We start from the raw sequence: 25,658 nt of genomic DNA on the forward strand, positions 1-25,658 counted from the left end.
GGCGCATGCTGACGCACGGCATTCAACGCGAGAAGCAGCATGGCCAAGGCCGTCATCGTCATCGATCTGCAGAACGATTATTTCCCCGGCGGGAAACTGCCGTTGACCGGCATCGAGCCGGCCGCAGCCAATGCGTCGGCGGTGATCGCCAATGCGCGCGACACCGGCGTTGCGGTGTTGCATGTGCGTCACGAGGCGGCTGCGGATGCCCCGTTCTTTGTTGCCGGCTCGCAAGGCGCGCAAATCCATGCTGCGGTTGCGCCGCAGCAGGGCGAAGTGGTCATCGTCAAGCAGCACGTCAACGCCTTTCGCGAGACGCCGCTTGCGCAGCAGCTGCAGCAGCGCGGTGTCACGGACGTGACGATTGTCGGCGCGATGAGCCACATGTGCGTGGATGCCTGCGTGCGCGCTGCCGCCGACCTGGGCTATACGGTGACGGTGCTGCACGATGCCTGCGCCACGATGGACCTGGATTTCGAAGGCAGCAAGGTGCCGGCGACGCACGTGCACGCGACGATGATGGCGGCGTTTCAGTTCGGCTATGCGACGGTGCGATCGACACAGGCGTATCTGCAGGGCCAGTGAGACAGCGGCGCGTATGCGGCGCCCAGTGACAATGGCGCAGGCCGATTGCCGCGCAGTGAGCGGTTGGGCCGGATGCGGTGCGCGGTGCATGCAGCGCGCTGCAGCGCCCGAACCCGGGTGTCGGGCTGCGACGAAGGGTCGCAGGTGGCGTGGCGTTTTTTCATTACACTTTGCCGTGTGCGCTTAACTTCCTCGCCCTTGTTCAGCATGATGCAGCGCCTGGCTTGCCTGGCGGTGCTGCTGTTGCTGGCCGCGCCACTGGTCAGTCGCACCATCGGGAACGCCACCGGCGTTCTGGACGGGCCGCTTTGTCATAGCCAGCCCTGGCAAGCTGGCCAGGCGCTGGATGCGGTGGGTGGCAAGGCACGCGACGCGCATCGCCCGGCAGACGCGCTGACCGCTACAGCCGAGCGATGGTTGGGCGACAGGCAGGATCAGCGGCAGGCCGACGGTGGTCATGCGTTCGTCTGCGATTACTGCCTGCTCGCCGCGCGGCTGCTGCCCTGGCTGCTGATGGCCTGCCTGCTATGGACGCAGAGTCGGGGCCGGCTTGCGGTCGCGCGTCTTACCGCTGCGTCTCCCCTCGCGGCACGCTGGTGGGCACACGCGCCCCGCGGTCCACCGCGATCGGCCTGAAACATCGTGTATGGAGCCGCACCCGTCAGCGGGTGTGACCTTAGATGTTCTGGAGCGTGTTAGATGACGTACTTTGCCTTGCCGCCCCACGCGGCGGTGACGCCTTGCCTTGCCCTTTTGACGCTGGTGCCGACACTGGCGCTGATGACCCCCACGCAGATGCGCACGCTTGCTGCGGGCGAACCGCAATACCGGTGTCGAGCCGCTGCGAGCGACGACGCATCGAACCTGGACAGCTGCGATCAGGCCGTTGGCGTACAACTTCAGGATCAGCGGTGAACGGCATACGCAAGGCCGCTCCGCGCGGAAGGATGGGAATCAGCATGCAAACGCTGCGATCTGCATGGAAGCGACGACTGTTGCAGGCGATGCTGGGATGCCTGGTCTGCATCCTGGCCGGGTGTGGGCAGCGGGGCAGCGGGTTCGCTCCCGATGGCGCAGACCTCAGCCCGATGGCGCGCGGAATGGATTTTTATCTCTACGACACCGAAGGCGCGCCGCGGCCGTTACGCAGTTTCCGTGGCAAGGCCCTGGTGCTGTTCTTCGGTTTCACCCATTGCCCGGATGTGTGCCCGACGACACTGGCGCGTGCGGCGCAGGTCAAGCGCAAGCTGGGTGCGGATGCAGCCAAGGTGCAGTTCGCGTTCGCGACGCTGGACCCGCAACGCGATACACCCAACGTGCTCCGGACCTACGTAAAGGCATTCGACCCGGACTTTATCGGCTTGACCGGTAGCGAAGGAGATATCCGGGTGGCGGCGGGCAATTTAAAAGTGAGCTATGCGAAGGTGCCGATGGGGCCGACCTACACCATCGATCACTCCACGCGCAGTTTTCTCTTCGATCGCGATGGACAGCTGCGCGTGGGCCTGGCACACGAGCAGACGGTGGACTCGGTTGTGCACGATATCCGGCAAGTGCTCTAACTGACGCAAGAGCGCGCTGCCGGCTTCCCGATGATCAACGTCGATGACCGCTATGCACGGCGCCGTGGCGCCCGCACGGCTCGACCCAAGGAGAACGAAATGAAATTGCATCTGCTGCTGGTGAGTGCGTTGTCTGCCTTGTCGATGGTGGCTTGCGAGCGCGCGCCTGCGCCCGAGGCCAACCCGGCGCCGGCTGCCCCGGCATCTGCTGCGACCGCGGCGTCGGCTGCTGCCCCTGTGGTGGTGGCGAGCGGGGCGTGGTCGCGCGCAACCCCGCCGGGCGCGCCGGTGGCGGGCGGCTACCTCACCTTGCGGAATCAGGCGGCAACGCCGGATCGTCTGGTGGCGGTGGAATCGCCGGCCAGTGCACAGGTCGAAATCCATGAGATGACGATGGATGCTGGCGTCATGAAGATGCGCCATCTCGAGCAGGGGCTGGTCTTGCCGCCGGGAAAGGACGTGGTGCTGGGGACCGGCGGGACGCATTTGATGTTTATCGCACCGGCTGCGCCATTCGAACAAGGCAAGCCGGTGGTGGCCACGCTGGTGTTCGAGCATGCGCCGCGCGTCGAGGTGCATTTCGACGTTCGTCCGATGGGCGCATCGGCGCCCGATGCCGAATCGCATGACCAGCATATGCACTAAGAGTGACTAACCAAACGTAGCGAGCCGTCGTCAGGTGGACGTGGGCGGCGCGAAGGAACCGCAGTGTACGAGTGGGACCTGCCGCACCGAACACCGGCCGCGCCCGCCTGGCGGGGAGCGCTGTATTTTTTTAGCTGCTCTAAATCGCGCCAGTGGGACACCAATGCGCCAGCACCACCGCGTGCGATGCCGCCATCGGCGGCTCACGACCAGGATCAGGTAACCAATGGAAACGTCAAAAACTCCGTGTTGTGGTGTGGCGCGGTTTTTCCAGCTGCTGGAGGGGCCATGGGCGTCGCTGATCGTGCGCGAGCTGCTTGCGGGGCCGCGCCGGTTCACCGAACTCCGGCAGGCATTGCAGGGCATCAGCGCCCATACACTGACCAGCCGTCTGCGGCAGTTCGAGGCCTCCGGTCTGGTGGTGCGCACCGCGTATGCGCAGACGCCGCCCCGCGTGGTCTACGAACTTACGCCATTGGGTGAGGGGCTGCGCGGCGTCTTCGATGCCTTGCGCGAGTGGGGCGAGTCGGTGCCGGTGGAGGCCGTCGCGGTAACGCAGCCCAAGGATGGCGTGGCAATGAGCATGCGGGAGATTGCCGCTGGCTGCCCGTTTACCAAGTCCTGATGGGGCATTCTGCATAGCCCCACGGCGTCACGCGCTGGCACTTCGTCGGTCGCGCCGGTCCACGCTGTTATCGGCATCATGGTCTGGTAGTAATCAGTGAACTTGCGTGCGCTATAGCGCCGCTCGGTACGCAGCGGTATATGTGGCGCAGCGCCAGGTCGAGTCGAGCAGGATCACGGCGCGCCCTCCGCGTACACTGCAGATGGAGTTGCACATGCTGGTGTCCGGGGCACCAGCCTTCACTGTGCGCCCGGCTGTTGTTCGGGCGAAGTCGAACGCGAGCGATGCGACAATGGCGATACTACGTGTACGCAACTGCGTTCCGGTCGCACGCGACGGTCGCGCTCGTGACACACGTGCGCGTCACGGCTGCGGGAGGAAGGTGAGCCGGGCGGCCTTCTGCCGCGGGAGCTGAACCATGCGCACCAATGAGAACGGCAAGCCTCGCATCGATGAGCCGGCATCGCCCAATGGGGTGAAGGCGCCCGGCAAGCGCGAAGATCCACTGCAGGACGGACCTGCGCAGGACACCGAGATCGATGACGACGACAGCATCGAAGACGACGGGGACGATGAGACATAGACACGTCGGCTCCAACGCCGTTGCGACGCGCGACAACGGGTGCTGCATGACCGATCTCTTGCCGCTGATGCACGGTGCCCGGGGATTGGCGATCCTGTAGTGGTGATTGACAAGGCAGCACCGCAGACAGAGACGATCCGGTGCACGAGGCGGCAGGTGGACGAACCGCCGCAGCCCCGATCCTTGCATGAAAAACCCCGGTGACGTGGCGCCGTGTCCGATCGCTTCCGGGGCTGCTGTCCGCCTACACTGGCACGCCCTCGACCGCAGTGACTGCCATGGACACCTTGCCGCCATTACCCACGATCGCACCGGGCAGGTATCGCCACTTCAAAGGCGGCCTGTACGAGGTTCTGGATGTCGCGCGCAGCAGCGAAACGCTGGAGGCGCTGGTGTTGTACCGGCCTCTCGACAGCGACGTCGGCCTGTGGGTGCGGCCGTATGCGATGTTCTTCGAGCACGTGGACGTCGACGGAGTGCTGCAGCCGCGCTTTGCACCGGTCGTGTAGGAAGGCCAGCGGCGACATGTTCACCGTCTTCGTGGCGCAGCAGCGGTGAGCGGGGCCACGGCAGCCATCACCACGCCGGATGGGCGCTACCTCATCGTGCGCGGGCGGCTGTGGCGCACCAGCGATCCGCATCTGAGCGACGATGCGCGCGCCGCTCTGGTCGCTGCGCTGATGGACGCGCGGCGTGCGGTGAAGGCAGCCAAGCGCAGCGGCGATGGGGCACAACTCGCCGCGGCGCGCGGGGCAGTCGATGCTGCGAAGGTCGCCCTAGGAGAGCGCGGCCCGGTGTGGTGGAACGATGGCGCGAAGGACTTCAACCGCCATCTGGTCAAGAACACGCCTTACGCTGCATGGTTTGCGGCCATCGACGAGGTTCCCTAGGGCAGCAAGCGCTGCAAAGCCTCGTGCGGGTGGACCCATCAGCAGACCCACCCGCACGGATATCGCCTAGCTCAGCCTCGCTCAGCCCAGGTCGCAGTTGCTCGGCTGCGGCCAGGTGGTGGTGGGCAGCATCGCCTTGACCGCCGCCGGCGCGGTGATGCCGATGGTGCTGGCGCCGTACAGGTCTTCAAGTTCGTCGATGCTGACGATGTAGCTGTCGAGCGAGCCCAGGTTGGCGCTGTTGGGAATCAGCCAGCTGATGGCGCGGGTGCCGCCGCCCGGATTGGCGGTGATGATGGTCTTCCAGAAGAAGTCCGGCGTGCGGATGCCGTGGCTGGCCAGAAAATAGTCGTTGCTGGTATCGCTGTAGATCACGCCGCCGTAGACCTGCACGCTGGCGATGTCGCGATAGCACTCGGCCACGTTCTCGGCGCGTACCCAGATGCCCTGATTGAAGCTGGACACCTGCGGCACGATGTTGGACATCAGGTTGGCGCGGCGGATATAGGTCGCGTTGTAATCCATGTGGTTGGAGGTCACCAGATGGCCACGGTCGTAGCCGGAACGCACGCTGGCATAGGACGCGCTGGAGGTCTGCCCGGCGCAGCCGCTGGGCAGGTCGGTGTCCAGGTTGAAGCTGGAGGGGCGTGCGGCCGAGCCGGTGTCGGCCTGCAGCACGTATTCGTAGCGCAGTGCGGTGCGGTTGGTACAGTCGTAACGCAACGTGTAACCGCCCTTGTTGAGGGTGACAACCTGGGCGCTGGCAGTGGCACTGACAGCGGCAAGCAGCAGAACGACGAAGAAGGTCCGTAAGCGCATGGGAGTGAATCTCCTGGAAATCAATCGGACGCACGAAGCCACCGCCGGCTGCTGGTGAGCAGATCGAGGTTCAGCGGACGCGCGCTGGAAAGGGACGGTTGGCTCGTTGTCTAGCGAGCGCTACAGCTATCGCATGCCAATGTTGCTTATTGGTGACGTATGCGTGAAGAATGTGCGGTCGCACCATTTTTGTCGATGAAAATGTGATGGATGACGCATATTTAGCGGGTGCAGCGGCCAGGCAATAAGCGCCTGGTTATGGCAGCTGCGCGCGAAGGCAGCTGCGAGTCAGGCGTTTTGCAGCGGTGCACCGCGACATCGGCAAAACGCCCTTGCCGTCATCGGGCCTCCAGGCCCAAGCCGTCCAGGCCGCCCGCATCCGGCGGGAGAAGGCCACGCCAGGGGCAAGGACAGGAAACGCCACGCAGTGGCGTCGATACCCGGCGCGCCAGACATCGCTGCCGGATCGTCGGCGACTGCTATCAGCGGATAGAGAAAAGCCCTCCCTCCGCAGTCCTAGCGGAAGGAGGGCAGCCAAAGGTGTGGCGATGATCGGTGGATCCGCTATGCGGCGTCCCTTTCCAGGTGCTGCGCGCTTGCAGGCTCCAGCTGGAACAGCGAAACCAGCTGCGTCAAGGTGCTGGACTGCTTTTCCATCGCACGTGCGGCGGCCATGGCCTCTTCCACCAGCGCAGCATTCTGCTGGGTGGTCTCGTCCATCTGGATGACGGTCTGGTTGACCTGCTCGATGCCGGCCGATTGCTCGCTGGAGGCGGCGGTGATCTGCCCCATGATGTCGGTGACGCGATTCACGCTGGCCACGATCTCGGTCATGGTGGCGCCGGCTTTGTTCACCAGCGCCGAGCCCTCGGCCACCTTGCCCACCGAGGCGTCGATCAATTCCTTGATCTCTTTGGCGGCGCCGGAAGAGCGTTGCGCCAGCGTGCGGACTTCGCTTGCGACCACCGCAAAGCCACGCCCCTGTTCGCCGGCGCGCGCAGCCTCCACAGCCGCGTTCAAGGCCAGGATGTTGGTCTGGAAGGCGATGCCATCGATGACGCTGATGATCTCGGCGATCTTTCTGGACGAGGCCTCGATGCCGGTCATGGTGCCGACCACCTGGCTCACCACTTCACCGCCCCTGGATGCCACATCGGCGGCGCTGCGCGCCAGTGCGTTGGCCTGGTGGGCGTGTTCGGCGTTCTGCTTGACGGTGGCAGTGAGTTCTTCCATCGAAGCGGCGGTTTCTTCCAGATTGGCCGCCTGTTGCTCGGTGCGCCGCGACAGATCCTGATTGCCCGCGGCGATCTCGCCGGCGGCGGTGTCGATCTCCGCCGACGAATGCTGGATGCGCCCGACAATATCGGTCAGACGGTCCACCGTGGTGTTGGCGTCGTCGCGCATGCGCGCGAACACGCCTGCGAAGTCGCCCTGCATGCGTGTGGTCAGATCGCCACCGGCGATGGCCTGCAGCAGCTGCGACAGTTCGCCCAGACTCTTGTCCGAGGCACTCATCAGGTGATTGAGGTCGACCACGATCTGGCGGAAATCGTACTCGAAGGCGGTCTCGTCGCCACGCGCGCTGAAGTCGCCTGCCGCTGCGGCGGCGGCCAGCCGCTTGATCTCGCCGTTGACCGACAGCAGGCTGCCGCGCACATCGTTGATCGACTGGCTGATCACCGCCTTTTCGCCCGGCAATGCCTCCAGCTGCTGCGACAGATCGCCTGCCGCATAGCGTTCGATCAGGGCGACGATCTGCATGGTGACCGCGATATGGCTGGATACCAGCGTGTTGCTGGCGCGCACCATGGTGCCGAATTCGCCGGGGAAGTCCTGCTCTGCGATGCGGTGGCTGACCACGCCGGCCTCGTGCTTGTGGCCCATGTCCGTCTGCGCCTGGATCACCCGGCGCAGCTGGCGCTGCATGCTGTCCATGGCCTGCAGCAGTTGTCCGACCTCGTCGTTGCGGTCGATCGAAATGAGGTTGTCCAGCTTGCCCGACGATACGGCGTGCGCAATGCCCACGGCGCGGTTGAGCGGCTGGGTGATGGCACGTGCGACCACCCAGCCGAAGGCGATGCAGACACCCGCACCGACCAGGCCCAGGACCAGGCCGCCGATGCTGGCCGCCACCGAGCTGTCCACCGCTTCCTGCACCGTGCCACGGAAGCGCGCGTCGGCGCGCTTCTGCATCGAGGTCAGGGTGGTGCGGTAGGCCTCCAGCGCCGGCGCCATGGCACTCATCTGTTGCGCATCGGGTTCGCGTTGCTCCACGAAGGCGGCAGCCACGCCATGCGCCAGGCTGTAGTAATCGTCGAACTGCTTGCCCAGGTGGGCAAGCTCCTTGGCATGGGCCGGGTCGGCTTTCTGCAATTTGAGGTAGGACGCGTGGATGTCGTCGGCCACCGGCTTGGTGGCCGCCAACATGTCCGCATCGCCCGCGGCCGCAGCGCCGTTGAGCCCATTGATGAGCTTGTCCAGCGCGGCCACGTTGCGGGTCATCGCGTCGAGCAACGGGAAATGCACGTCGCGTACGGCTTCCAGGCGATCGTTGTTGCGATGAAACACCAGCGTACTGAAAGCGACATAGCTCGATAGGCAAACGATCGCCACCGCAGCCGGCATCAGAATTTTCCAGAACAACGGGAGTGACAGAAGGCGGCGCATGAGTGGCTCTCGAGCAGGGGGCGGATGAAGAGCAGCTGACAAAACTCCCGTGCAGTCGCCAGACGGGCGCGACCGCTGCTCGGAATCGGCGTGTACCAACCGTACACAGCGGTTCCTCCGCGCCATCCACACCCAACTGACGACTGCTCGCGACGTTTGTCAGCCGCCCTACGGCTTCAGGACGACCTTGACGCTGGCATCCACGGCACTGGCGCTGATGTAACCGATCGCGCCCGGCGTGGCGCCGACTGCCTTCTTCACCGCATCGTCGCCACTGACCCGCTTGGGCCGTTGTGCCTTGCCGGTGAACATCAGCTGCGACCAGTACGACTTCAGCTGCGCCGAATCGCGCGAGGCGACCTTCTTGTAGAACTCATCGCGTACTGCGGCGCCTTCTTCCTGGTCGATCGGCACGGCGGCGCCACCACCCGGCAGGCTGTTGGACTTGGCCAGGAAGATCTGCGACACCTGCGCCGCGCTCAGGCTGTCCGGGCCGCCCTTGGCGGACATCACCACCACTACATCGGCATTGGCCGATGCCGCAACCATCGACAGCACGGCAAGCAGGCATCCTGCGGAACACTTGGAAAGTTTCATGGGGGCTCTCTTAGAACACGAAGTCGACGGACGCAGACAGCAGGTTGTAGCTGCCGCCCGGACGGAAGCCCGGCTGGATGTTGTTCAACGAACCGAACGAGCCGGCGTTGTTGTCGATGTGGCTGGCCTGCAGCTTGAACGCGACGCTCTCGCGCACGTCCCAGCGCAGCGAGGCGGTGAAGCTATGGCGACCGCTCTCCGCCTGTGCGACGGCACGGGTCATCACACCGAGCCGGTCCTCGCCCGGCGCGATGCGCGGGCCTTTGCGGTCGACGTGGGCATAGGTGAGCGACGGCGTCAGCGTACCGAAGCGACCACCGACGCTGAAATAGCCGGAGGTGGTCTTGCCGTTGAGCGAAGGCGAGTAGTCGGCGCGGATCACTTCGCTGCGCAGGAACCAGCTGCCCGGATCGTAGGCATAGCCCACGCTGGCGAAGCTGCCATCCACACCGTAGGTGGAAATGCGGTCGGCCAGCGCCGGATTGACCCGCTGGTAGACGGAGAACAGGCGTTCCAGCTGCGGGGTGGCGAAATCGGTCGTGCCCACGATGTAGGCAGCGCGGAAGGTCGAAGCGCCCGATTCGAGGCCCAGCGCGAGTCCGCGCATGGCGTACACGTCGGCCTTCCTGGAATCGATGCGGCCGTAGAACCCTTGCACGCTGACCACGCTCTCGCCGGCGTTGACGGTGTATACGCCTTCCACGCCATCCATCGGCAGCAGATAGTTGTAGACCTCGTAGGGCGGGCGCACCCACGGGGTGGCATAGCCGACGCGCTGGTACTCGGAGAGCATGTACAGCGGTGCAGTGATGCGGCCCAGGCGGGCGGCGAACTGCGGGCCGAACTGGTATTTCACATGCGCCAGGGTCACCTTCGGCGCGTAGTCGGCGCGCTCGGCGTATTCGCTGGTCACCTGCAGCACGCCGGTGAAGTTGTCGGTGAAGTTGGCATTGACCTGGCCGGCCAGGCGCGAATCCGGGCGGGCCGAGGTGGCGTGGCTGGCGCCGGCACCTTCGACGGTCTGGATGTCGGGCGTGAAATCGGCCTGATCCTCCGTCGAGTGCACCACGCCCAGCGTGCCGAAGCCGCTGAAGGAAAACATCGAATCCTGTTGCGCGTGGGCGCCGGTGGATGCGGCCAGGGCGATGGCGCCACTGAGAAGTTTGACGGTCAATTTCATTGCAATCTCGCCTGGAAGATGATGGACGCAGCGCCGTTGGCGCATACGGGCAGAACGGTGAATCACTGCATGCTCTGAGTCCCGGTAGCGGCCGTCTGCGCGGATTGCTTTAGCGCTTTTTTTACGTCTCGCCCAAACGATTAAGCGCCGTGAGAATTACATTAATAAATGATAGGCAGGTGCTATCGCTGCGATAGCGAGTGCATTCGTAGATGGCGGATGACAACGCGTGTGTCATCCACTGCAAAGGCGCTAAGCCCTGATGGTGTGCATGGTCGGGATTGGCCCGCGCGTTTCGGAAGACCGAACGCGACGCGCCACGCGCAGGCGGACCCGGGCGTGGCGCGTAGGTGATGCAGGGCGACGATCGCGCCCGCCTGGCGGCTGCGCAGTCGTTCTGTTCGCCGCTCTTATTGCGCAGCTGTCGGGAGCTTGACCACGACCTTGATCTCGAAGCGGAAACCGGCCAGCCAGGTCACGCCCACTGCGGTCACGGTGGGATAGGGTGCCGGGCCCCAGTAATTGGCCCATTGCTCCCAAGCCGCTTCGAACACCGTCTCGGGATCGACCATGAACAAGGTGACGTCCACGACGTCCTGCGAGGTGCATCCGGCGGCGCTGAGGACGCTGTCCAGATTGACGAAGGCCCTGGCGATCTCGTCCTGCAGATCCGGCTCCGGCGAGCCGTCTTCGCGGCTGCCGACCTGGCCGGCCACGAACATCAGACCATCGGCGCGGATCGCGGGCGAATAGCGATGGCGCTCATACAGGGCGTGGCGCCCCGGCGGAAAAACGACGTCACGTGTTGCCATGGGAAATCTCCATCGAGAGGTGGGAAACAACGAGTAGGTACCGTAAAGGCGGTGTAGCCGGCGATAAAGCAGCCGTGGCCGTCAGCACTATTTGTAGAATCCAAACAATTCGGCAGCGAGGTGACGATGGATCGATTCGATGCAATGCAGGTGTTTGCGCGTGTTGTCGAGGCCGGCAGTTTCACCAAGGCCGCCGAAACGCTACGGATGAGCCGTGCCAGCGCCACCCAGCTGGTGCAGCAACTCGAGACGCGGCTGCGGGTGAGGCTGCTCCATCGCACCACGCGCAAGGTCACGGTCACCGCCGACGGAGCGGCGTACTACGAGCGCGTGGTGCGCCTGCTGGCGGACATGGACGACGCCGAAACCAGCCTGTCCGACGCCTCCACCCTGCCGCGCGGGCGGCTGCGCGTGGACGTGCCCAGCCCGCTCGCGCGGTTGATCCTGATGCCGGCCCTGCCGGCCTTGCACGCACGCTACCCGGATCTGCAACTGGACATGGGCGTCAGCGATCGCACGGTGGATGTGATCGGCGACAACGTCGACTGCGTGGTGCGTGGCGGCCCGATCGCCGATCAGTCGCTGGTGGCGCGCCAGGTGGGCGAATTGCAGGCCGGCATCTATGCGGCGCCGGGCTATCTGCAACGGCACGGCGTGCCCGCGCATCCGCAGGGGTTGGACGACAGCCACCATCGCAGCGTGGGCTTCATGCGCGCCGCGGTGGGCAAGACGCTGGTCCCGGTGTTGCACCGCGGTCAGGAGAGGGTGCAGTTGCAGATGCGCCACGTGGTGACCACCGACGATGGCAACGCCTACCTGGCTGCCGGCCTGGCAGGCATGGGACTGTTGTGGCTGCCCACGTACATGGCGACGGCGCACCTGACCAGCGGCGAACTGGTGGAGGTGTTCGACGCGTGGCGTACCGAACCCATGCCGCTGTACGTCGCCTTCCCGCCCAACCGGCATGTCAGCGTCAAGGTGCGGGTGTTCATCGACTGGGTGGCGGAGCTGATGCAGCACCATGCACCGGTGCCCGGCTACAACGTTCGAGACCGGCCTGCCTAACTGCGCCGCCTGGCCGCACCGCCGCGGCCGCGTTTGTTGCCCACCGCCGGCACCGGCGCGTCGGTTTCGCCGGAGAGGACGCCGCCGTGGTGCATCTGCTCCAGCCACGACAACGCGTCCACGTAGCCGAGGAAGTGCTGCAGATACCCGGGCGAGTGCGCGCGCATCAAGGTGATGCAGCGGTGCACCAACACGCTGGAGTTGAGCGGGCCGGCGTCCTTGGGCGCTTCCTGCAGCGACTGCCGCACCTGGCTGGCGGTGCGCACGGTGGTCCAGGTACGACGAAAATCGTCCAGTGCCGGCAGTTCGGGAAACGCCAGCGCATCGGTGGCGGCGGTCTTGCGGCTGTCCACTTCCATCAGCGCGGCATGCCCGGCCAGCTGGTCGCTCAATGCCCCCAGCGCACTGCGTTGCGCCCGCGGCAAGGCGGGCGCACTCCGGGCGTTGCGCGCTGCATTCTTGAGCGCGGCGGCGTACGCATCGGCCAGCACGGCGAGTTTTTCTTCCAGCACGTCACGCACCGCCTCGGCCTGGCTGTCGGCACGTGCGGCCAGGGTCTGCATCAGATGGAAACGGACCGGGTCCAGCTGGTCCTTGCCCTGCTCGCGCCAGCGCTGCAGGCGTGCGCGGACGGAGGTCGCCTGTGCGCTCATCGCGTCGGTGTGGCCTGTGCGGCGGCCTCGCTACGCCGGGTGGACGGGCGCGCGATGGGGGCGATCTCTACCCGGCGATTCTTTGCGCGACGGGCTTCATCGGCGTTGGAATCCACCGGTTGCTGCGAGCCGAAGGCGGCGGCGAACACCGCGGAGGCCGGCACGCCCTCGGCAATAAGCGCGCGGGTGACGGTGAGCGCGCGCTGCGCGGACAGCTCCCAGTTGTCGGCGTAGCGGCGGTTGCCGCCCAGCACCGGGCGGTCGTCGGTGAATCCACTGACCATCAGGATCTCTTCGCGCGCGGCGAGGTACTGCGCCAACGGCGCCGCCAGCGATTTCATCAGTTCGCGGCCTTCCGGTTGCAGTTCGTCGGAGTTGAAGGCGAACAGCACGTTGCCGCGGATGCCGATGCGCCCATCGACCAGGGTGACGCGGCCTGCGGCCAGTGGTACGGCCAGCGCCTGTTCCAGCGTCTTGCGGCGCTGTGCCTCGGCCTGCTGTTGTTTGACCGCATCGTCCAGACGGCTGGACAACTGCAGCTGCACGCCGATCACCCCGACCAGGATCAGCACGAAGGCACCCAGCAACACCGACATCAGGTCGCCGAATGCGGCCCAGATCGGCGTGCCGGATTCGCCGTCGCTTTCGATCTCGTCGCTCATGCCGGCTCCGTTGCGCCGGCATCGCTGCGGCCGCGGTCGAGCTGGCGCAGTTCTTCGATGATCTGCTTCTGCGACAGCATGCTCAGGTCGACCACCTCGCGCGCCTGCGCCACGTAGTAGGCCAGTTGGTCGTCGCTGCGCGTGAGCGATGCCTCCAGTGCGGTGGCCACGTGTTGCAGGCGCTCGTTGAGTTCGCCGGTGGCGTTGCCGAATACCTGCACCGCCACGCCGAAGGCTTCGCCCAGACTGGCCACTTCCACTGCGCTGCCGCTGACATGCGCGGCCACTGCGCCGAGCTTGCCGGTCTCGCTGCCGATCTGTTCGGTGAGCTGGTTGCCCACGCGTTGCAGCAGATCGGCCGAGGTGGCGACCAGGGCATCCACCGCCTCGCGTTGTTCGGTGGAGGCGTGGTTGACTGCGTTGAGCAGGGTATCCAGCGTGGCCAGCAGGCGAGTGCGCTCTTCCAGCATGGCGGTGTCGCGCACCATGCTCTCGGACAGGCTCTGGCGCAATTCGGCCACCACGTCGGCGGCGGCCTTGGGGGCTTCGGCGGCGATCTGCATCAGGCGAGAGACTTCGTCGATGGTGGCGCTGGCCTGCGCCTGCGCCTGCGTGGACAGCGTGCCGGCGGTGCTGGCGAGGGTGTCGCAGATGGTCTGCTGCTGCTGCGCCACGCGCTGCCCGGTCTGCTCCCACTGGCTGCTCAGGCGTGCGCTCATGGCGGTCAGCTGCTCGCTCCACAACGTCAGGCGCTGGGTGTCGCGCGCTTCCATCGCGGTCTGCAACGCGAGCTGCGATTGCTGCAGGCTGTCGGCCAGCGCCGCGGCATGCGCGTCGAAACTGGCGCTGGCCGCGGCCAACGCGCTGCGGTGTTCGTTCGCCAGCGCTGCACCGGCCTGCTGCTGTTGCGCCAATGCCTGGTTCCAGGCCTGGGCCGCGTCGTTGCCGGACCGATCCATGCGCTGGGACACCGCCTCGATCAGCGCGCCGGAACGTGTATCGAAGGTGGTGGCGAACTCGGCCAGGTGGCGCTGCAGTTCCTGGGTGAGGGTGCGGTTGCTGCGTTGCTGCTCGGCCGCGGCAGCTTCCCAGCTTGCCGCGGCGGCCGCGGTGCTGGTTTCCAGGCCGTTGGTCACGCTGTCCAACTGCTGCTGCACGGCCTGCCGCACACCGTCCTGCAGCACGGTGGTCTGTTGCGCCAGCTGTTCCAGCGTGGCCTGCGCGTGTGCCTCGAGCGCCTGGGTGGCGCGCCGTTGTTCGTCGAGCATCGAGGTCCACTGATCGGCCGTGGCGGCGTTACTACGCGAAACGCTTTCGTCGATGGCGCGCAGTTGCTGCTGCAGGGCCACGCCGACGCTGTCATGCAGCGTGATGCTGCGCTGCTCGATCTGTGCCAGCACCGCCTGCAGTTGCTCGCCGAGCGCCTGCTGCGCACGTTCCTGTGCCGACAGCGCGGCCTGCCAGTGTTCGGCGGCCGTGCGTGCGCTTGCGGCGGCGACCTGTTCCAGCCCATGCAACTGCTGCTGTACCGCTGCACCAACGCTGTCCTGCAAGGCGGCAGCCTGCGCGCCCAACTGTTCCAGGGTGGTCCGCAGCTGCGCATCGAGTGCGCCTTGCGCCTGCTCTTGCATGGCGAGCGCGCGGCTCCAGTGCGCGCCGGCATCGGCAGCGCTGCGTTCGAAGCCGCTGCCGATCGCTTCCAGCTGCTGCTGGACGGCCTGGCCGAGCTGCGCCTGCATGGCAGTGGTATCGCGCGCGATGCTGGCCATGGTGGCTTCCATCGCCGGCTGCAACGCAGCGCCGACCGCGCGCGCACTGTCGGCAACGCCGGCCTGCAAGGACTGCTCCATCGAAGCCGCCAGCCGCGCATAGGCCGCTTCGGTTCTGGCATGGAAGTCGGCCTGGCTGGCAGCCAGACGCTCATCGGCGGTACGGCTCTGCTGCTCGATGCTGTGCATCAGCGCCTGCATCCGATCGATCAATGCCGGCATCAGGGCGCTCTGCTGCTGCTGCAGCTTGAATGCTTCCTCGCGCTGATAGGCGTCCGAATGCGGATGCAGTTCGGCGGCGATCTTCAGGTCCAGCCGTTGCACCGCCTGCAGGCGTTCGCGTCGGCACAAGGCCGACAGCAGGCCCAGCATGGCCGAGCTGGCGACGCCGGCGATGGACGTACCGAAGGCGAAGGCCAGGCCTTCCACCGGCGCGGCCAGCGAGCCACGAATGGCCTGCAGGTCGGCGGCGCTCTGCAGCGCAAACCCGGTGCCCCTGAGCGTGGCCATCATGCCGAGCAGGGTGCCGAGCATGCCCAGCAGCACCAGCAGGCCGACCAGGTACGGCGTCAATACCGGCGCCGGCAACGCCACGCGCGTCCCCTGCACGCGCAGGCGCACTGCGTTGCGCAGGCTCGGGTGCAGTTGCTCCAGCCATGCATGCAACGCCGATGGCGCGGCGGCAGGCCCGGCGACCGCGCTGTCCAGCGTGCCGCTGGCCTGGCGATACCGGTACAGCTCCAGTGCACCGGCGACATAACAGGCGCCGATCACCGCCGCGATGCAGGCGCCCAACGGGTTGGACCCCAGATAACCGATGCCGACCCAGCAAACCGCCAGCAGGCCGATGAGAAACACACACACGTGTACGAGAGTTCTTAACATGGGGTCCCAGTTAGCGGGTACGAAGCGCTGCAAGCAGGCCTTCGATGGGGTGAAAGCGAACGTCCAGTTCGGCGAGCAGGACGCTTTGCATGTCCTTGCGGAAGACATCCAGCCAGCCATCGGAGACGGCGCGTGGCGCGGCTTGCTCCTCGGCGGCTGGGGTAGACGCGTGCGCGGCATCGCGCAGGCGCTCGAAATGCAGGCCCAGCAGCCCGGGCACGGTGTGCAGCAGACTCTGTTCGCGTGGGCTCAGGGTCAATTCCATCACCGCATCCACTTCGGCCAGCCGGGCCATGTCGGCCGAGACCAGCGCCAGCAGGTCGCGCAGCCGCCCACGCAGGTCGCCGGTGGCCGTGCGCATGGCGCGCTGCATGGCCAGGTAGTGCTGCCGGAACGGCGCATAGTCGGCCGGTGCGGGCGCTGCCTGCGACTCGGCAGCGCTGCGCGCGTCGGCACGCAGGCGCTCCACCAGGGTATCCAGGTCGGTCACGCTGCTGCTGGCCAGGCCGGCGCGCACCCGCGTGCAGGCCTCGGCGTCGAGCGGGCGCGGCTCTGGCAGCGCATCGGTGTCGGGCAGCCTGCCGTCCAACGCCTTGGACACGGCGACCGCACGCGTCCAGTCGATCCATTGGCTCAGCCGATCGGCCAATGCATGGTTGGACTGGGCGACGCGGACATCGCTCAGGCGTGCCAGCAGGCGAATGAACGCCGGGCCCGAGAGGGGCGCCCGTGTAGCAATTTTCGCCATTGTTCCGGTCAAAGACCGCGCATTTTACACGGGAATGCGCGCCGTTCGAGGCGCTGCGCCGGCGGCGGCAACACGCCGGGCCCGGGTCCGGCCCGGGGGGCGCAGGGTTGCCGCGGCGTGCCTGTCACGCAGGCCCGCAAAGGATGGCCCGGGGGGCGGCGCGCCCGCGCTGCAACGATCGCATGTCGATGCGCCACGATGCCGCCCATTCCTTCGCGCGGGCCCGTCAGTGGGCCCGCTGTGTGGAGCGCAGGCTGCTATAAGCCATTCTTCCGGTTGCAATGGGGTTCGCGCATCGCCGGTTGCCGTCGGGGAACGCTAACCAATTCAGTTTCAGAGCCGGCGTCGTCTGGCTGTCCCTGTTCTGTAAGCTGAACCGAGATAAGCTGCGGACCGGGGAGATTCCCCCAAGAGGTGACACGATGGACCGCTCCGACATGCAGGTGTCCGATCTACTGGTCCTGGAACTGCGGGGATTCCACGATGTCTATGGCCGTGGGCCGGACTTCTGGGACGCCTACCAACGCATCATGGGCATCGCAGCGCAGGCTGGCGGCGACATGATCACCCTGGCCAACGAGATGGCCGCCCTGGCACAACGGCTTGGCGCCACCGATCGCGCGCAGCTGCTGTAGTCGCTCTTAGCGGTTGCTTGCGTCACTACAGGCTGGCCGATGATCTGCGATGAACCCCTTGCGGCCCGCCTGCTGGTCGTACCGTCCGATGCGATGACGTCGCCTTCAGGCGACGCACCCTATCAGGCGTCGTTAACAGGCTTGGTCGCAATGTCGGCAGCCTCATCGGGTACGCCACGCTTCTTTTCGCGTCTTAGCGGCGTATCGCCCAGGCGCTCGATTGCGCCGCCCGCCTGCCGAAACGCTTCCAGATCGGCAGCAAGACGCTGCTCGGACAAACGGGATTTTCCAGGCTGGTTGCTCACGGTCAGCGTTTGGCGGCGAGAGTTATTCATCGCGAATCCTCATGCGGTATGGAGTGTCAAGGGAATGCCCCGCCGGCGTTGGTCGTCGTAGATGGCACGTACATCGCGGCAATATGGTCCGGACATGACGAAGCGGCGGCAGATCGCCGGACGCGTTTCGTAGATCGAACAGCACATGCGCGCAGCATCGATGGCCACGCACCACCCCTCCTCATCGCGTGCCATCACGCGCCAGCCTTCCTGCGTCACGCTGGTCAGATGATGCGGGATGCGGTCGGACGGGTCGACCAGGACGGTGAGCCGGCAACAGACGGCGTCGCAGCGTTCGCAGAGAGTGTTGATGGAAAAGCCCGGAAAGAATGAGGGCACGCCGAAGGTGTGCGCGCTCACCATACACCTTGAGCGCGCGCGGATGTGAATCGCGCGTCGCACGGTGAGCGCGCTGCCTCGCACTGCCGTGAGCTCAACACAGCAGTCGGATGGCCTGCATCGCGTTCAGTGGCGTTGCTGGCTCAACGCTGGCAGCGCAGCGCTGCACGGATCGCGAAAGTCCGCGCTTGCAGCGGCAAGTACCTCGATACTGGATAGCCTCGTTGCCTTTGTCGTGTCGATGCGAAGACGAATTTCACCCCGGATGCCGTACGCAGATCGTAGCGTGTGGACACGTTGCAACAGAGCGGAGTTTGTCATGAGTATGTCTACCACCCGCACCAACCCATCCACCGAGAACGACAACAAGCACCAGGATGACGACAGGCAGGATGCGCTGCAGGACGAGGCCGTGGAAGAAACCTTTCCCGCCAGCGATCCAGTATCGCCTTTCGTGCCAGCCAAACCCGTGGATCGAGGCTTCGGCCCGGATGCGGTCGTGAGCAATGATGGGGACGCGATTGCATGACACCTTTCGCACGCGTGTCACCGCACGCGGTAGCGGCGTTAGTGCGGTATGGTAAAAGTTCGCGCTGCGGCGGTCCTGTCGCTCGCAGCGCTGTTGGACTGTTGCATCGAGGTGCTACTGCATCAAGGCGTCAACACTACCTTGCGGCACGCGTCCTGCTTCTTGTCGAACACCTCGTACCCGCGCGCTGCGTCCGCCAGCGGCATCCGATGCGAAATGATGGCGTTCGGCTTGAGTTCCCCGTTGCCGATGCGTTCCAGCAGGTACGGCATATGCTTCTGCACATGTGTCTGCCCCATCTTGAAGGTCAGGCCCTTGTCGAATGCGTCGCCGAACATGAAGCCGTGGATGAAGCCCGCATAGACGCCGGGTACGCTGACGACTCCGCAGCGGCGCGTGGCGGCGATGCATTGGCGAATGGCAACGCCGCTACTGCCTTCCAGCTTCAAATTGGTCAGCGCAGTTTCGAGGGCGCTGCCTTCGGCTTCGAAGCCCACCGCTTCGATGCTGGCATCCACGCCGCGGCCATCGGTCTGCGACACGATGATGTCGGCCGGGTCGTCGACTTCGTCGAAGTTGATCGGAATGACGCCATACGCCTTCGAAGCGAAGTCCAGCCGATATGCCAGGCGGTCCACCATGAAGATGCGTTCGGCACCGAGCATGCGGCAGCATGCCGCCGCCATCAGTCCCACCGGGCCCGCGCCGAAGATCGCCACCGTGGATCCCTGCTCGACACCGGCATCCACCACGGCCTGGTATCCGGTAGGCAAGATGTCGGACAGGAACAAGACCTGCTCGTCATGCAGGGCGTCGGGCACCACCAGCGGCCCGACATTGGCCTTGGGCACGCGCACGTACTCTGCCTGGCCGCCGGATAGCCCGCCATACAGATGGCTGAAGCCAAACAATGCGGCCGGGGGGCGGATGTCCTTGTGATTGAGTGCGGCGCCCTTGCCCGTGTTGGTGGTTTCGCAGGCGGAAAACTCCTGCAACACACAATGGAAGCAGCGCCCGCAGGCCACCACGAATGGAATCACGACGCGGTCGCCACGCTTGACCGCGGTGACGTCGGGGCCGACATCTTCGACGATGCCCATGAATTCGTGGCCGAGAATGTCGCCATGGCGCAGGTCGGGAATCTTGCCGCGATACAGATGCAGGTCCGATCCACAGATGGCTGTCGCGGTGACCCGCAGGATCAGGTCATCGCGTTCGACAAGTACCGGATCCGGAACGGTTTCGACGCGTACGTCGCGCGAGCCGTGATAGTTGAGCGCAAGCATGGAAGCCTCCGAGGGCGTGGTGGGGTATCAGGGCCGCGCAGTGTTCGCTGCGCAGCGTTAAGCCGATCAGCAGGACACGTGGTCAGGGCGTGTACGTGGCATCGGCGACGTGGCGTTGATGCGCAGGTCACGTCTGGATAACCCGCGCGCTCGCACGCTCACTTGCCGTGCCCGGCCGCCACCGTGGTGTCCGCTACGGGCTCTGGCATTCATTCCACAACCGTCGCCGTGAGGCGATCAATCAGGAGGCAACAATGGGACTTTTCAGGATGGTGACCGCCGGCGCGGTCGGTTACGTGGCCTACAAGGCATGGCAGCGCCATCAGGAGCAGGCAGGCCAGTCGCCGCGTGCCCCGAGCCTGCTGCAGGACCGACAAAGCGCTGCGTTCGACAGAACGCCGCCGCATGGAGATCCCCTGCAAGGCGCGATGAATACGGGTGGCGATCGCAAGCAGGCGCTGGGTGCATTGTCGGTCTTCAACGAACAGGAGCGCACGCTGGCGCAGCTGGCTGTGATGAAAGGCGTGCAGGGTCCGGTGCTGGAATTCGCGCGCAAGATGGACGAGGCGCACAGCGCGGCGCTGACCGACCTGAGCCGCTTCGCACCCGACCGCGCCGGTGCGATGGCGCAGGCCGCCGCGGCCCGGTCGGAAGGGGCCCGTAAGCAATTGGAACAGCTGGACGGCCAGAGTTTCGAGACACGCTATCTGCAGGTCAGCGTAACCAGCCACGAGCAGGCACTGGCGTTGCTCGATACGCAACTGAGCAGCGAGCCGGGCTCCAGCGAACTGGGCAAGGAACTGCAGCGCACGCGCGCCACCATTGCCGAGCATCTCGAGCATGCCAAGACCTTGCGTGCGAAGCAGACACAGGTGCACTGAGAAGCGATGCCGTGGTGCTGCCAAAGTGCAGCGCCACGGCCGGTTGAATCGTGTTCGGTTCAACGCGCCGAATGCTTGATGAGGCGTTGACAGGCCGCAAGAACTCGGCGATTGGGGCGGGAATCCCCGTGCGGACGGGTGCCCCTGCGCCTCCATCTTTGTAGAAGCATGCCCTTGCACATCCTTGCCCGTGCGCAGATGTTCTCATCGCACCTTCGGCAGGTTTTGATCGGTCAACCGGATCAGCAGATCATCAGCGGCGGTCCAGCCAGCGACTCTGGCCAGCAGACCCGCCGGTGACATTGCGCTCATCCAGACCGCGTTACCGCTGCACGAGCTGTACCCTCCCGGTGAGCATGGCGCCCGACCCATGCGCGCCCGGCTCCAAACAGGGGATGGCCGGCACATTGCCGGCCATGGACAAAGGCGCTATGCCGCGAATTGTCACGCCGCGTATGTGCGGTTCGTGCGTGAGGAAAGCGACGCCGTGGCAGTCCTCGTCATTCGCTCCAATGGTCACAGCGTCACGGCGCCTCCCGATACGGTCAGCAACGTACCGGAGGTGTAGCTCGCGGTATCTGCGGCCAGCATGACATAGGCAGATGCCAGTTCCGCCGGTTGGCCTGGGCGTCCCATTGGGGTCTGCTCGCCGAAGGTGCTGACCGATTCTTCGTCCATGCCGGCCGGTATGAAGGGCGTCCAGATCGGGCCGGGTAGCACCGCGTTGACGCGGATCTGCTTGTCGGCCAGTACGCCGGCCAGGCCAATGGTGAGATTGGCCAATGCTCCCTTGCTTGCCGCATAGGGAAGGATGTTCGGCGTGGGTTTCTTGGACTGCACCGACGCGGTGTTGATGATGGAACCGCCTTTGGTCATCAACGGGACCGCCAGTTGCACCAGATGAAAGACTGCGTGCACGTTCGTATCGAAGGTCTTGCGCCATTCTTCCAGTGTGATGTCTTCGAAGTTCTGATAGAACGCCTGGTACGCTGCGTTATTCACCAGCACGTCCACACCGCCGAACGCGTTGCGTACGCTTTCGACCAGGCTCTGTGCCTGCCGCTCTTCGCTGATGTCACAAGCGACCAGTAGCGCCTTGACACCCGCCTTCTCGATCAATGCGCCGATCTTTTCGGCATCGGCCTGCTCGGTCGGCAGATAGGCGATCGCAACATCAGCGCCTTCGCGTGCATACGCGATGGCGACCGCGGCGCCGATACCGCTGTCGCCGCCAGTGATCAGGGCGCGCTTGCCCTTCAACTGACCATGGCCGACATAACTGTCTTCACCATGATCCGGGCGTGGGTCCATTTTTTCGGTCTTTCCTGGGAAACTTTGCTGCTGCGGCTTGAAGGGCGGGCGCGGGTAGTTGGGTACGGCCATGGGGCGTCTCCTGTGGGAGCGGGGGAGACCTGCAGTGTGGGTGCGCAGACGTAAACGTTCGGGCTAGGCGATGTGGGCGGGGTGTGTGCTGCCACCCGCGTGGCGTGGGTGGCCCGCACTCTTTGCGGACGGCTGCGGTTGCATGCAGGCGAGTCGTTCTTCATGTCGTGCTTGCCGATGGGGTTCGATACTGCCCATCCTGTCTGGAGGTGAGCCATGTTTCTGCGTCGCAATGGTTTGTCGTTGTGTCTGCTCTCACTGACCCTGCTGTTCATTGGCGCACAGATCTATGCAGGGCTGCATGCATACAACCGGGAACTGGCCGAGCAAGGACAGCCGGCACTTGCGCTGGCTGCCTATCTGCACAGTGCGCACTTCATGTCTGCACTGTTCGAGAACTGGGAAAGCGAGTTCCTGCAGATGGGCATGTATGTGCTGCTGACGGTGAAGCTGCGCCAGGCGGGCTCGGCAGAATCGCGCCCACTCGACCCCGCCGACGAACAGGGGGCAATCGCTGCCGGACCGGCTCCCTGGCCGGTTCGCGCAGGTGGTCTGTGGCGAGTGGTGTACGGACATTCGCTGGCCATCGCCTTCGCAGCGTTGTTCATGATGAGTTTCGTGCTGCATTTGATCGGAAGCTGGCGACTGGAGCTGCTCGAGCGCGCACAGCGCGGGCAGCCTCCGATCCGCGTGATCGATCATCTGACAGGCGCGGATTTCTGGTTCGAATCGATGCAGAACTGGCAAAGCGAATTCCTGGCGGTGTTCTCGCTGGTGGTATTGACCATCTGGCTGCGGCAGAAGGACTCACCGCAATCCAAGCCAGTGCAGGCGCCGCATTCGCAGACCGGTGCGTAAACTGCGAGCCGCCGACACGCACCAGGTTTACCTTGCGCGCTACCAACGCTTTCACGCCACGCCACGGCGGCGTTCACCGCCCTGCAATGCAACAGCGCCTAGCGTGACCGCACGACACCGCAGGAGTAGCCACATGAGCAGCGAATCCAGGCAGCCGTGGGGACCGAAGTCCGATCAGCAAAAGCCGTTCACGCCGCAGGAGCATCGCAACGAGGATGCACAGTGGAAGGATCGCGATATGCCGGATGAGGATCCGGACGTCAACAAGGTCGACCCGGAGCGCGACTACGAGCGCCCGGATGGCTCGGAAAGGCGTTGACGACGGTCGACCTGTCCGCTTGCCTCTCGCTATTTGCCGCCGGGTAGAACCAGACATGCTGGGCCTGAGGCCCGGCATGCGCTGGTGTTTGCTCCACATGTCCATGTTTCCCTGTCCGTCCCTGCCAGACGCGGGCGTGCGGCTTGCATGTGATCCAATCGATCCCCACGTCCTAGGAGCACACGCAACGGATGCGCCGCCGGTGGCGAGGGTGCGGCGCAGCATGCCAGCGGAACCATGGGTGGTTTCGGGCCGCTCGGTCGCCATCCCACACTTTGCGCCATCCGCGGCAGAACCTTGCGCTACTTGGCGATTCGCCGATTCAGCACCGGTCAGCAGGCCCAAGCATGACGCTTGGCACTGGAAAATCCGGGCACATCCGTGCGTACTGCATGCACATCCACGATGGCGAGCTCGACTAGGGGAGGAGCGCCGCCCGAATGCCACCTCTCGCTGTTTTACGACATGCATATCCGTGTGATAGGCAGGCGTCTTCGCGCCGCTGTCACAATTCTCAACTGAACATGTACTAGTCATTGCGGACAGAAGCGCTCATGGACCGTCTTTCCTGCGCCATCATCGACGACGACGTGGAGTTCTGCGATCAGGTGGTGGAGTTGGCCACCGATAGCGGCTTCCGTGCCAAGGGAATCCACACCCTGGGCGAGGCCAGCCGCTGGCTGGACAGCAATTTCCCCGATCTGCTGGTGGTTGATGTCGGCCTGCCCGATGGCAGCGGCTTCGATCTGATCGAGCGGCTGGATCCGGACCAGACCCCCCAGATCGTGGTGGTGTCGGGTGACTATGCCTATGAAACCCAGGGACGCGCGCAGCAATTCGGTGTGAGCGAGTTCCTGACCAAGCCTTTCGCGCCGGAACGCCTGGAACGCGTACTCGGCGGCCTGCGCGAAGCGCAGCGAGGCAATCTGGGCATCATCGGCAATAGCGACAGCATCGCGATGCTGCGCAAGGACATCGTGCGCGTGGCGCCGACCGATCTGAATGTGCTGGTGACCGGCGAAACCGGCACCGGCAAGGACCTGGTGGCGCGTGCGATCCACCGGGTGTCGGGCCGTCGCGGCCGCTTCGTGCCGGTCAACTGCGGCGCCATTCCCGAAGAGTTGCTGGCCAGCCAGCTGTTCGGCCACGAGCGCGGCAGCTTCACCGGCGCCGATCGCCGGCATGCCGGGTTTCTGGAACAGGCCGCGGGTGGCACGCTGTTCCTGGACGAGATCGGCGAAATGCCCAAGCGCCTGCAGGTTTACCTGCTGCGGGCGATCGAGTCGCGCAGCTTCATGCGGGTTGGCGGCAACGAGGAAATTCCGCTGGATGCGCGCGTGATCGCAGCCACGCATCAGCATATACAGCGCGAGCAGGCGGTGCTGCGCGAGGACCTGTTCTACCGCCTCAACGAGTATCCGATCCAGGTGCCGCCGTTGCGCGAACGCCGCGGCGATGTGCGCGTGCTGGGCCTGCGCATGATCGACGAGCTCAACCTCAAGTACGGCAAGCGCAAGCTGCCGACCAAGTCGTTGCTGCGTTACCTGGCCCATCACGCCTGGCCGGGCAATGTGCGCGAGCTGCGCTCGTTCATCCACTATCTGTATCTGCGCTCGGATGGCGATCAGCTGAGCGCACCGGATGTGGAGCAGACCGTTCCCCAGGCGGCCGAAGACGGGCTGATGATTCCTGTGGGCTGGACCATGCGCCAGGCCGAAGACGCGATGATCGAATCGGCGCTGGCACGCACGCGTTTCAACAAGAAGGCGGCCGCCCGCGAACTGGGCATCAGCGTGCGGACCTTGCATAACCGGCTCAGCGGCAAGGATGCTTAGTGGCTGATCAACCGCGCGCGCAGCGGCGCGAATTGCTGCACCAGTTGCGCAACCGCCTCAATGTGATGGGTTTCGCGTTGTACGCATTGCGTCATGAATCGTCCAAGCCGGTAGAAACGCTGCGTAACGCGCATCAGGCAGCAGTAGAGCTGCTCAACCAGCTCGGCGAAGAAGAGCGCGCGCTGCAGCAGTCCGCGGACGTGTCGACGGATGCGGCGGGGCTGGCTGGCGCCGATCAGTGAGCGGTCGAATCGGCCTGTTGGCCGAGCAGGCTGGTGATGGTTTGCGCGTTGCAGGGCTTCATAGGTGCCTGTCTGGCCTAAGTTGGGCCGCGTGCTGCCATCGCACTGCGCTCGTTCGTACGGTTAGCCATGACCATGAAGCCGCTGATTGTGCTGTTCCAGTTGAGCAACACCCGATGATGCGGTGGCTTCCCGGCGTATCAGCGGCGCGGTGCGATCAGTTCGGGCCTTGGTTGCGTCGCTTACTCCTTCGCGGCGATCCGGCCGTT

At 65.2% G+C, this 25,658-nt stretch carries 30 protein-coding genes and 2 other RNA genes; 18 read left to right on the forward strand and 14 right to left on the reverse strand.

The features are described from left to right. Positions 1-39 precede the first annotated feature (39 nt). The 5 genes from LL962_RS02240 to LL962_RS02260 all read left to right on the forward strand — a co-directional run bounded on the left by LL962_RS02240 (position 40) and on the right by LL962_RS02260 (position 2,792). Positions 40-585 (forward strand): cysteine hydrolase family protein, encoded by a 546-nt coding sequence (locus tag LL962_RS02240; protein WP_228315750.1) that lies wholly within the window; start codon positions 40-42, stop codon positions 583-585. A 207-nt stretch (positions 586-792) separates the two neighbouring features. After that, positions 793-1,221, forward strand: coding sequence for a DUF2946 family protein (locus LL962_RS02245; protein WP_228315751.1), 429 nt, complete (start codon positions 793-795; stop codon positions 1,219-1,221). A 63-nt stretch (positions 1,222-1,284) separates the two neighbouring features. Further along, a complete protein-coding gene (locus tag LL962_RS02250; RefSeq protein ID WP_228315752.1) occupies positions 1,285-1,500 on the forward strand; it encodes a hypothetical protein in 216 nt (71 codons plus the stop codon). A gap of 44 nt (positions 1,501-1,544) precedes the next feature. Further along, positions 1,545-2,147, forward strand: a complete 603-nt coding sequence (locus LL962_RS02255) for an SCO family protein (RefSeq protein WP_228315753.1) — start codon at positions 1,545-1,547, stop codon at positions 2,145-2,147. Between the two features lie 99 nt (positions 2,148-2,246). Further along, positions 2,247-2,792, forward strand: coding sequence for a copper chaperone PCu(A)C (locus tag LL962_RS02260; RefSeq protein WP_228315754.1), 546 nt, complete (start codon positions 2,247-2,249; stop codon positions 2,790-2,792). Between the two features lie 4 nt (positions 2,793-2,796). Here LL962_RS02260 and LL962_RS02265 read toward each other — a convergent pair. Beyond that, positions 2,797-2,872: non-coding RNA, sX9 sRNA (locus LL962_RS02265), on the reverse strand. A gap of 146 nt (positions 2,873-3,018) precedes the next feature. Here LL962_RS02265 and LL962_RS02270 point away from each other — a divergent pair. The 4 genes from LL962_RS02270 (at position 3,019) to LL962_RS02285 (ending at position 4,890) form a co-directional block, all read left to right on the forward strand. Then, positions 3,019-3,417 carry a winged helix-turn-helix transcriptional regulator gene (locus tag LL962_RS02270; protein WP_228315755.1) on the forward strand — a complete coding sequence of 133 codons (399 nt, stop codon included), beginning with the start codon at positions 3,019-3,021 and terminating at the stop codon, positions 3,415-3,417. Positions 3,418-3,835: 418 nt separating this feature from the next. Next, positions 3,836-4,000, forward strand: a complete 165-nt coding sequence (locus LL962_RS02275) for a hypothetical protein (RefSeq protein WP_228315756.1) — start codon at positions 3,836-3,838, stop codon at positions 3,998-4,000. Between the two features lie 278 nt (positions 4,001-4,278). Continuing rightward, positions 4,279-4,509 (forward strand): DUF1653 domain-containing protein, encoded by a 231-nt coding sequence (locus LL962_RS02280; RefSeq protein WP_104585326.1) that lies wholly within the window; start codon positions 4,279-4,281, stop codon positions 4,507-4,509. A 45-nt stretch (positions 4,510-4,554) separates the two neighbouring features. Continuing rightward, a complete protein-coding gene (locus LL962_RS02285) occupies positions 4,555-4,890 on the forward strand; it encodes a hypothetical protein (RefSeq protein ID WP_228315757.1) in 336 nt (111 codons plus the stop codon). Between the two features lie 81 nt (positions 4,891-4,971). On the opposite strand, the gene LL962_RS02290 is transcribed toward LL962_RS02285, so the two are convergent. Together LL962_RS02290 and LL962_RS02295 are read right to left on the reverse strand one after the other, a co-directional pair. Next, positions 4,972-5,709, reverse strand: a complete 738-nt coding sequence (locus LL962_RS02290) for a DNA/RNA non-specific endonuclease (RefSeq protein ID WP_228315758.1) — start codon at positions 5,707-5,709, stop codon at positions 4,972-4,974. Between the two features lie 564 nt (positions 5,710-6,273). Continuing rightward, positions 6,274-8,376: a methyl-accepting chemotaxis protein gene (locus LL962_RS02295; RefSeq protein WP_228315759.1), complete on the reverse strand. Its 2,103-nt coding sequence runs from the start codon at positions 8,374-8,376 to the stop codon at positions 6,274-6,276. 90 nt (positions 8,377-8,466) lie between these two features. Here LL962_RS02295 and LL962_RS02300 point away from each other — a divergent pair. Then, positions 8,467-8,541: non-coding RNA, sX9 sRNA (locus tag LL962_RS02300), on the forward strand. A 3-nt stretch (positions 8,542-8,544) separates the two neighbouring features. On the opposite strand, the gene LL962_RS02305 is transcribed toward LL962_RS02300, so the two are convergent. The 3 genes from LL962_RS02305 to LL962_RS02315 form a co-directional block, all read right to left on the reverse strand. Next, positions 8,545-8,973 carry a phosphate ABC transporter substrate-binding protein gene (locus LL962_RS02305; protein ID WP_104585318.1) on the reverse strand — a complete coding sequence of 143 codons (429 nt, stop codon included), beginning with the start codon at positions 8,971-8,973 and terminating at the stop codon, positions 8,545-8,547. A 10-nt stretch (positions 8,974-8,983) separates the two neighbouring features. After that, entirely contained in the window at positions 8,984-10,153 is a 1,170-nt protein-coding gene (locus LL962_RS02310) for a hypothetical protein (protein WP_228315760.1), read from the reverse strand. Between the two features lie 410 nt (positions 10,154-10,563). Beyond that, on the reverse strand, positions 10,564-10,965 hold the full coding sequence (locus LL962_RS02315; RefSeq protein ID WP_228315761.1) for a Rid family hydrolase: 402 nt from the start codon (positions 10,963-10,965) through the stop codon (positions 10,564-10,566). 126 nt (positions 10,966-11,091) lie between these two features. On the opposite strand from LL962_RS02315, the gene LL962_RS02320 reads away from it, so the two are divergent. Further along, positions 11,092-12,030: a LysR family transcriptional regulator gene (locus LL962_RS02320; RefSeq protein WP_104585312.1), complete on the forward strand. Its 939-nt coding sequence runs from the start codon at positions 11,092-11,094 to the stop codon at positions 12,028-12,030. Here the strand turns inward: LL962_RS02320 and LL962_RS02325 are convergent. The 4 genes from LL962_RS02325 to LL962_RS02340 are packed head-to-tail and all read right to left on the reverse strand — an operon-like array spanning position 12,027 to position 16,747. Beyond that, a complete protein-coding gene (locus LL962_RS02325; protein WP_228315762.1) occupies positions 12,027-12,683 on the reverse strand; it encodes a DUF2894 domain-containing protein in 657 nt (218 codons plus the stop codon). The genes LL962_RS02320 and LL962_RS02325 overlap by 4 nt on opposite strands. Beyond that, positions 12,680-13,345, reverse strand: coding sequence for an OmpA family protein (locus LL962_RS02330; protein ID WP_228315763.1), 666 nt, complete (start codon positions 13,343-13,345; stop codon positions 12,680-12,682). Before LL962_RS02330 ends, LL962_RS02325 begins: the two co-directional genes overlap by 4 nt. Then, the gene (locus tag LL962_RS02335; RefSeq protein ID WP_228315764.1) at positions 13,342-15,999 is read right to left on the reverse strand and encodes a DUF802 domain-containing protein; all 2,658 of its coding nucleotides are present in this window, start codon (positions 15,997-15,999) and stop codon (positions 13,342-13,344) included. Before LL962_RS02335 ends, LL962_RS02330 begins: the two co-directional genes overlap by 4 nt. 10 nt (positions 16,000-16,009) lie before the next feature. Continuing rightward, positions 16,010-16,747, reverse strand: a complete 738-nt coding sequence (locus LL962_RS02340; RefSeq protein ID WP_228315765.1) for a DUF3348 domain-containing protein — start codon at positions 16,745-16,747, stop codon at positions 16,010-16,012. Positions 16,748-17,169: 422 nt separating this feature from the next. On the opposite strand from LL962_RS02340, the gene LL962_RS02345 reads away from it, so the two are divergent. Beyond that, positions 17,170-17,382 (forward strand): hypothetical protein, encoded by a 213-nt coding sequence (locus LL962_RS02345; protein ID WP_104585299.1) that lies wholly within the window; start codon positions 17,170-17,172, stop codon positions 17,380-17,382. 122 nt (positions 17,383-17,504) lie between these two features. Here LL962_RS02345 and LL962_RS02350 read toward each other — a convergent pair whose 3' ends face one another. Together LL962_RS02350 and LL962_RS02355 are read right to left on the reverse strand one after the other, a co-directional pair. Continuing rightward, complete coding sequence (locus LL962_RS02350; RefSeq protein WP_228315766.1) at positions 17,505-17,717, reverse strand: hypothetical protein; 213 nt, start codon at positions 17,715-17,717, stop codon at positions 17,505-17,507. Positions 17,718-17,726: 9 nt separating this feature from the next. Then, entirely contained in the window at positions 17,727-18,077 is a 351-nt protein-coding gene (locus LL962_RS02355; RefSeq protein WP_343237480.1) for a YkgJ family cysteine cluster protein, read from the reverse strand. 298 nt (positions 18,078-18,375) lie between these two features. On the opposite strand from LL962_RS02355, the gene LL962_RS02360 reads away from it, so the two are divergent. Continuing rightward, on the forward strand, positions 18,376-18,585 hold the full coding sequence (locus tag LL962_RS02360; RefSeq protein ID WP_228315900.1) for a hypothetical protein: 210 nt from the start codon (positions 18,376-18,378) through the stop codon (positions 18,583-18,585). A gap of 122 nt (positions 18,586-18,707) precedes the next feature. On the opposite strand, the gene LL962_RS02365 is transcribed toward LL962_RS02360, so the two are convergent. Next, positions 18,708-19,871: a zinc-dependent alcohol dehydrogenase gene (locus LL962_RS02365; protein ID WP_228315767.1), complete on the reverse strand. Its 1,164-nt coding sequence runs from the start codon at positions 19,869-19,871 to the stop codon at positions 18,708-18,710. Positions 19,872-20,125: 254 nt separating this feature from the next. On the opposite strand from LL962_RS02365, the gene LL962_RS02370 reads away from it, so the two are divergent. Next, positions 20,126-20,752, forward strand: a complete 627-nt coding sequence (locus LL962_RS02370) for a DUF4142 domain-containing protein (RefSeq protein ID WP_228315768.1) — start codon at positions 20,126-20,128, stop codon at positions 20,750-20,752. Positions 20,753-21,268: 516 nt separating this feature from the next. On the opposite strand, the gene LL962_RS02375 is transcribed toward LL962_RS02370, so the two are convergent. Continuing rightward, the gene (locus LL962_RS02375; protein ID WP_228315769.1) at positions 21,269-22,135 is read right to left on the reverse strand and encodes a glucose 1-dehydrogenase; all 867 of its coding nucleotides are present in this window, start codon (positions 22,133-22,135) and stop codon (positions 21,269-21,271) included. Between the two features lie 216 nt (positions 22,136-22,351). Between LL962_RS02375 and LL962_RS02380 the strand changes: the two genes are divergently transcribed. From LL962_RS02380 to LL962_RS02395, 4 genes are all read left to right on the forward strand, one after another. Beyond that, complete coding sequence (locus tag LL962_RS02380; protein WP_228315770.1) at positions 22,352-22,993, forward strand: DUF6766 family protein; 642 nt, start codon at positions 22,352-22,354, stop codon at positions 22,991-22,993. 133 nt (positions 22,994-23,126) lie between these two features. Next, on the forward strand, positions 23,127-23,312 hold the full coding sequence (locus LL962_RS02385; RefSeq protein WP_104585289.1) for a hypothetical protein: 186 nt from the start codon (positions 23,127-23,129) through the stop codon (positions 23,310-23,312). 554 nt (positions 23,313-23,866) lie between these two features. Further along, the gene (locus LL962_RS02390; RefSeq protein WP_228315771.1) at positions 23,867-25,147 is read left to right on the forward strand and encodes a sigma-54-dependent transcriptional regulator; all 1,281 of its coding nucleotides are present in this window, start codon (positions 23,867-23,869) and stop codon (positions 25,145-25,147) included. After that, on the forward strand, positions 25,147-25,389 hold the full coding sequence (locus tag LL962_RS02395) for a hypothetical protein (RefSeq protein ID WP_228315772.1): 243 nt from the start codon (positions 25,147-25,149) through the stop codon (positions 25,387-25,389). Before LL962_RS02390 ends, LL962_RS02395 begins: the two co-directional genes overlap by 1 nt. Positions 25,390-25,658 lie beyond the last annotated feature (269 nt).

The sequence above is a fragment of the Xanthomonas sp. NCPPB 1067 genome, assembly GCF_020783795.1.
Classification (GTDB): Bacteria; Pseudomonadota; Gammaproteobacteria; order Xanthomonadales; family Xanthomonadaceae; genus Xanthomonas; species Xanthomonas melonis.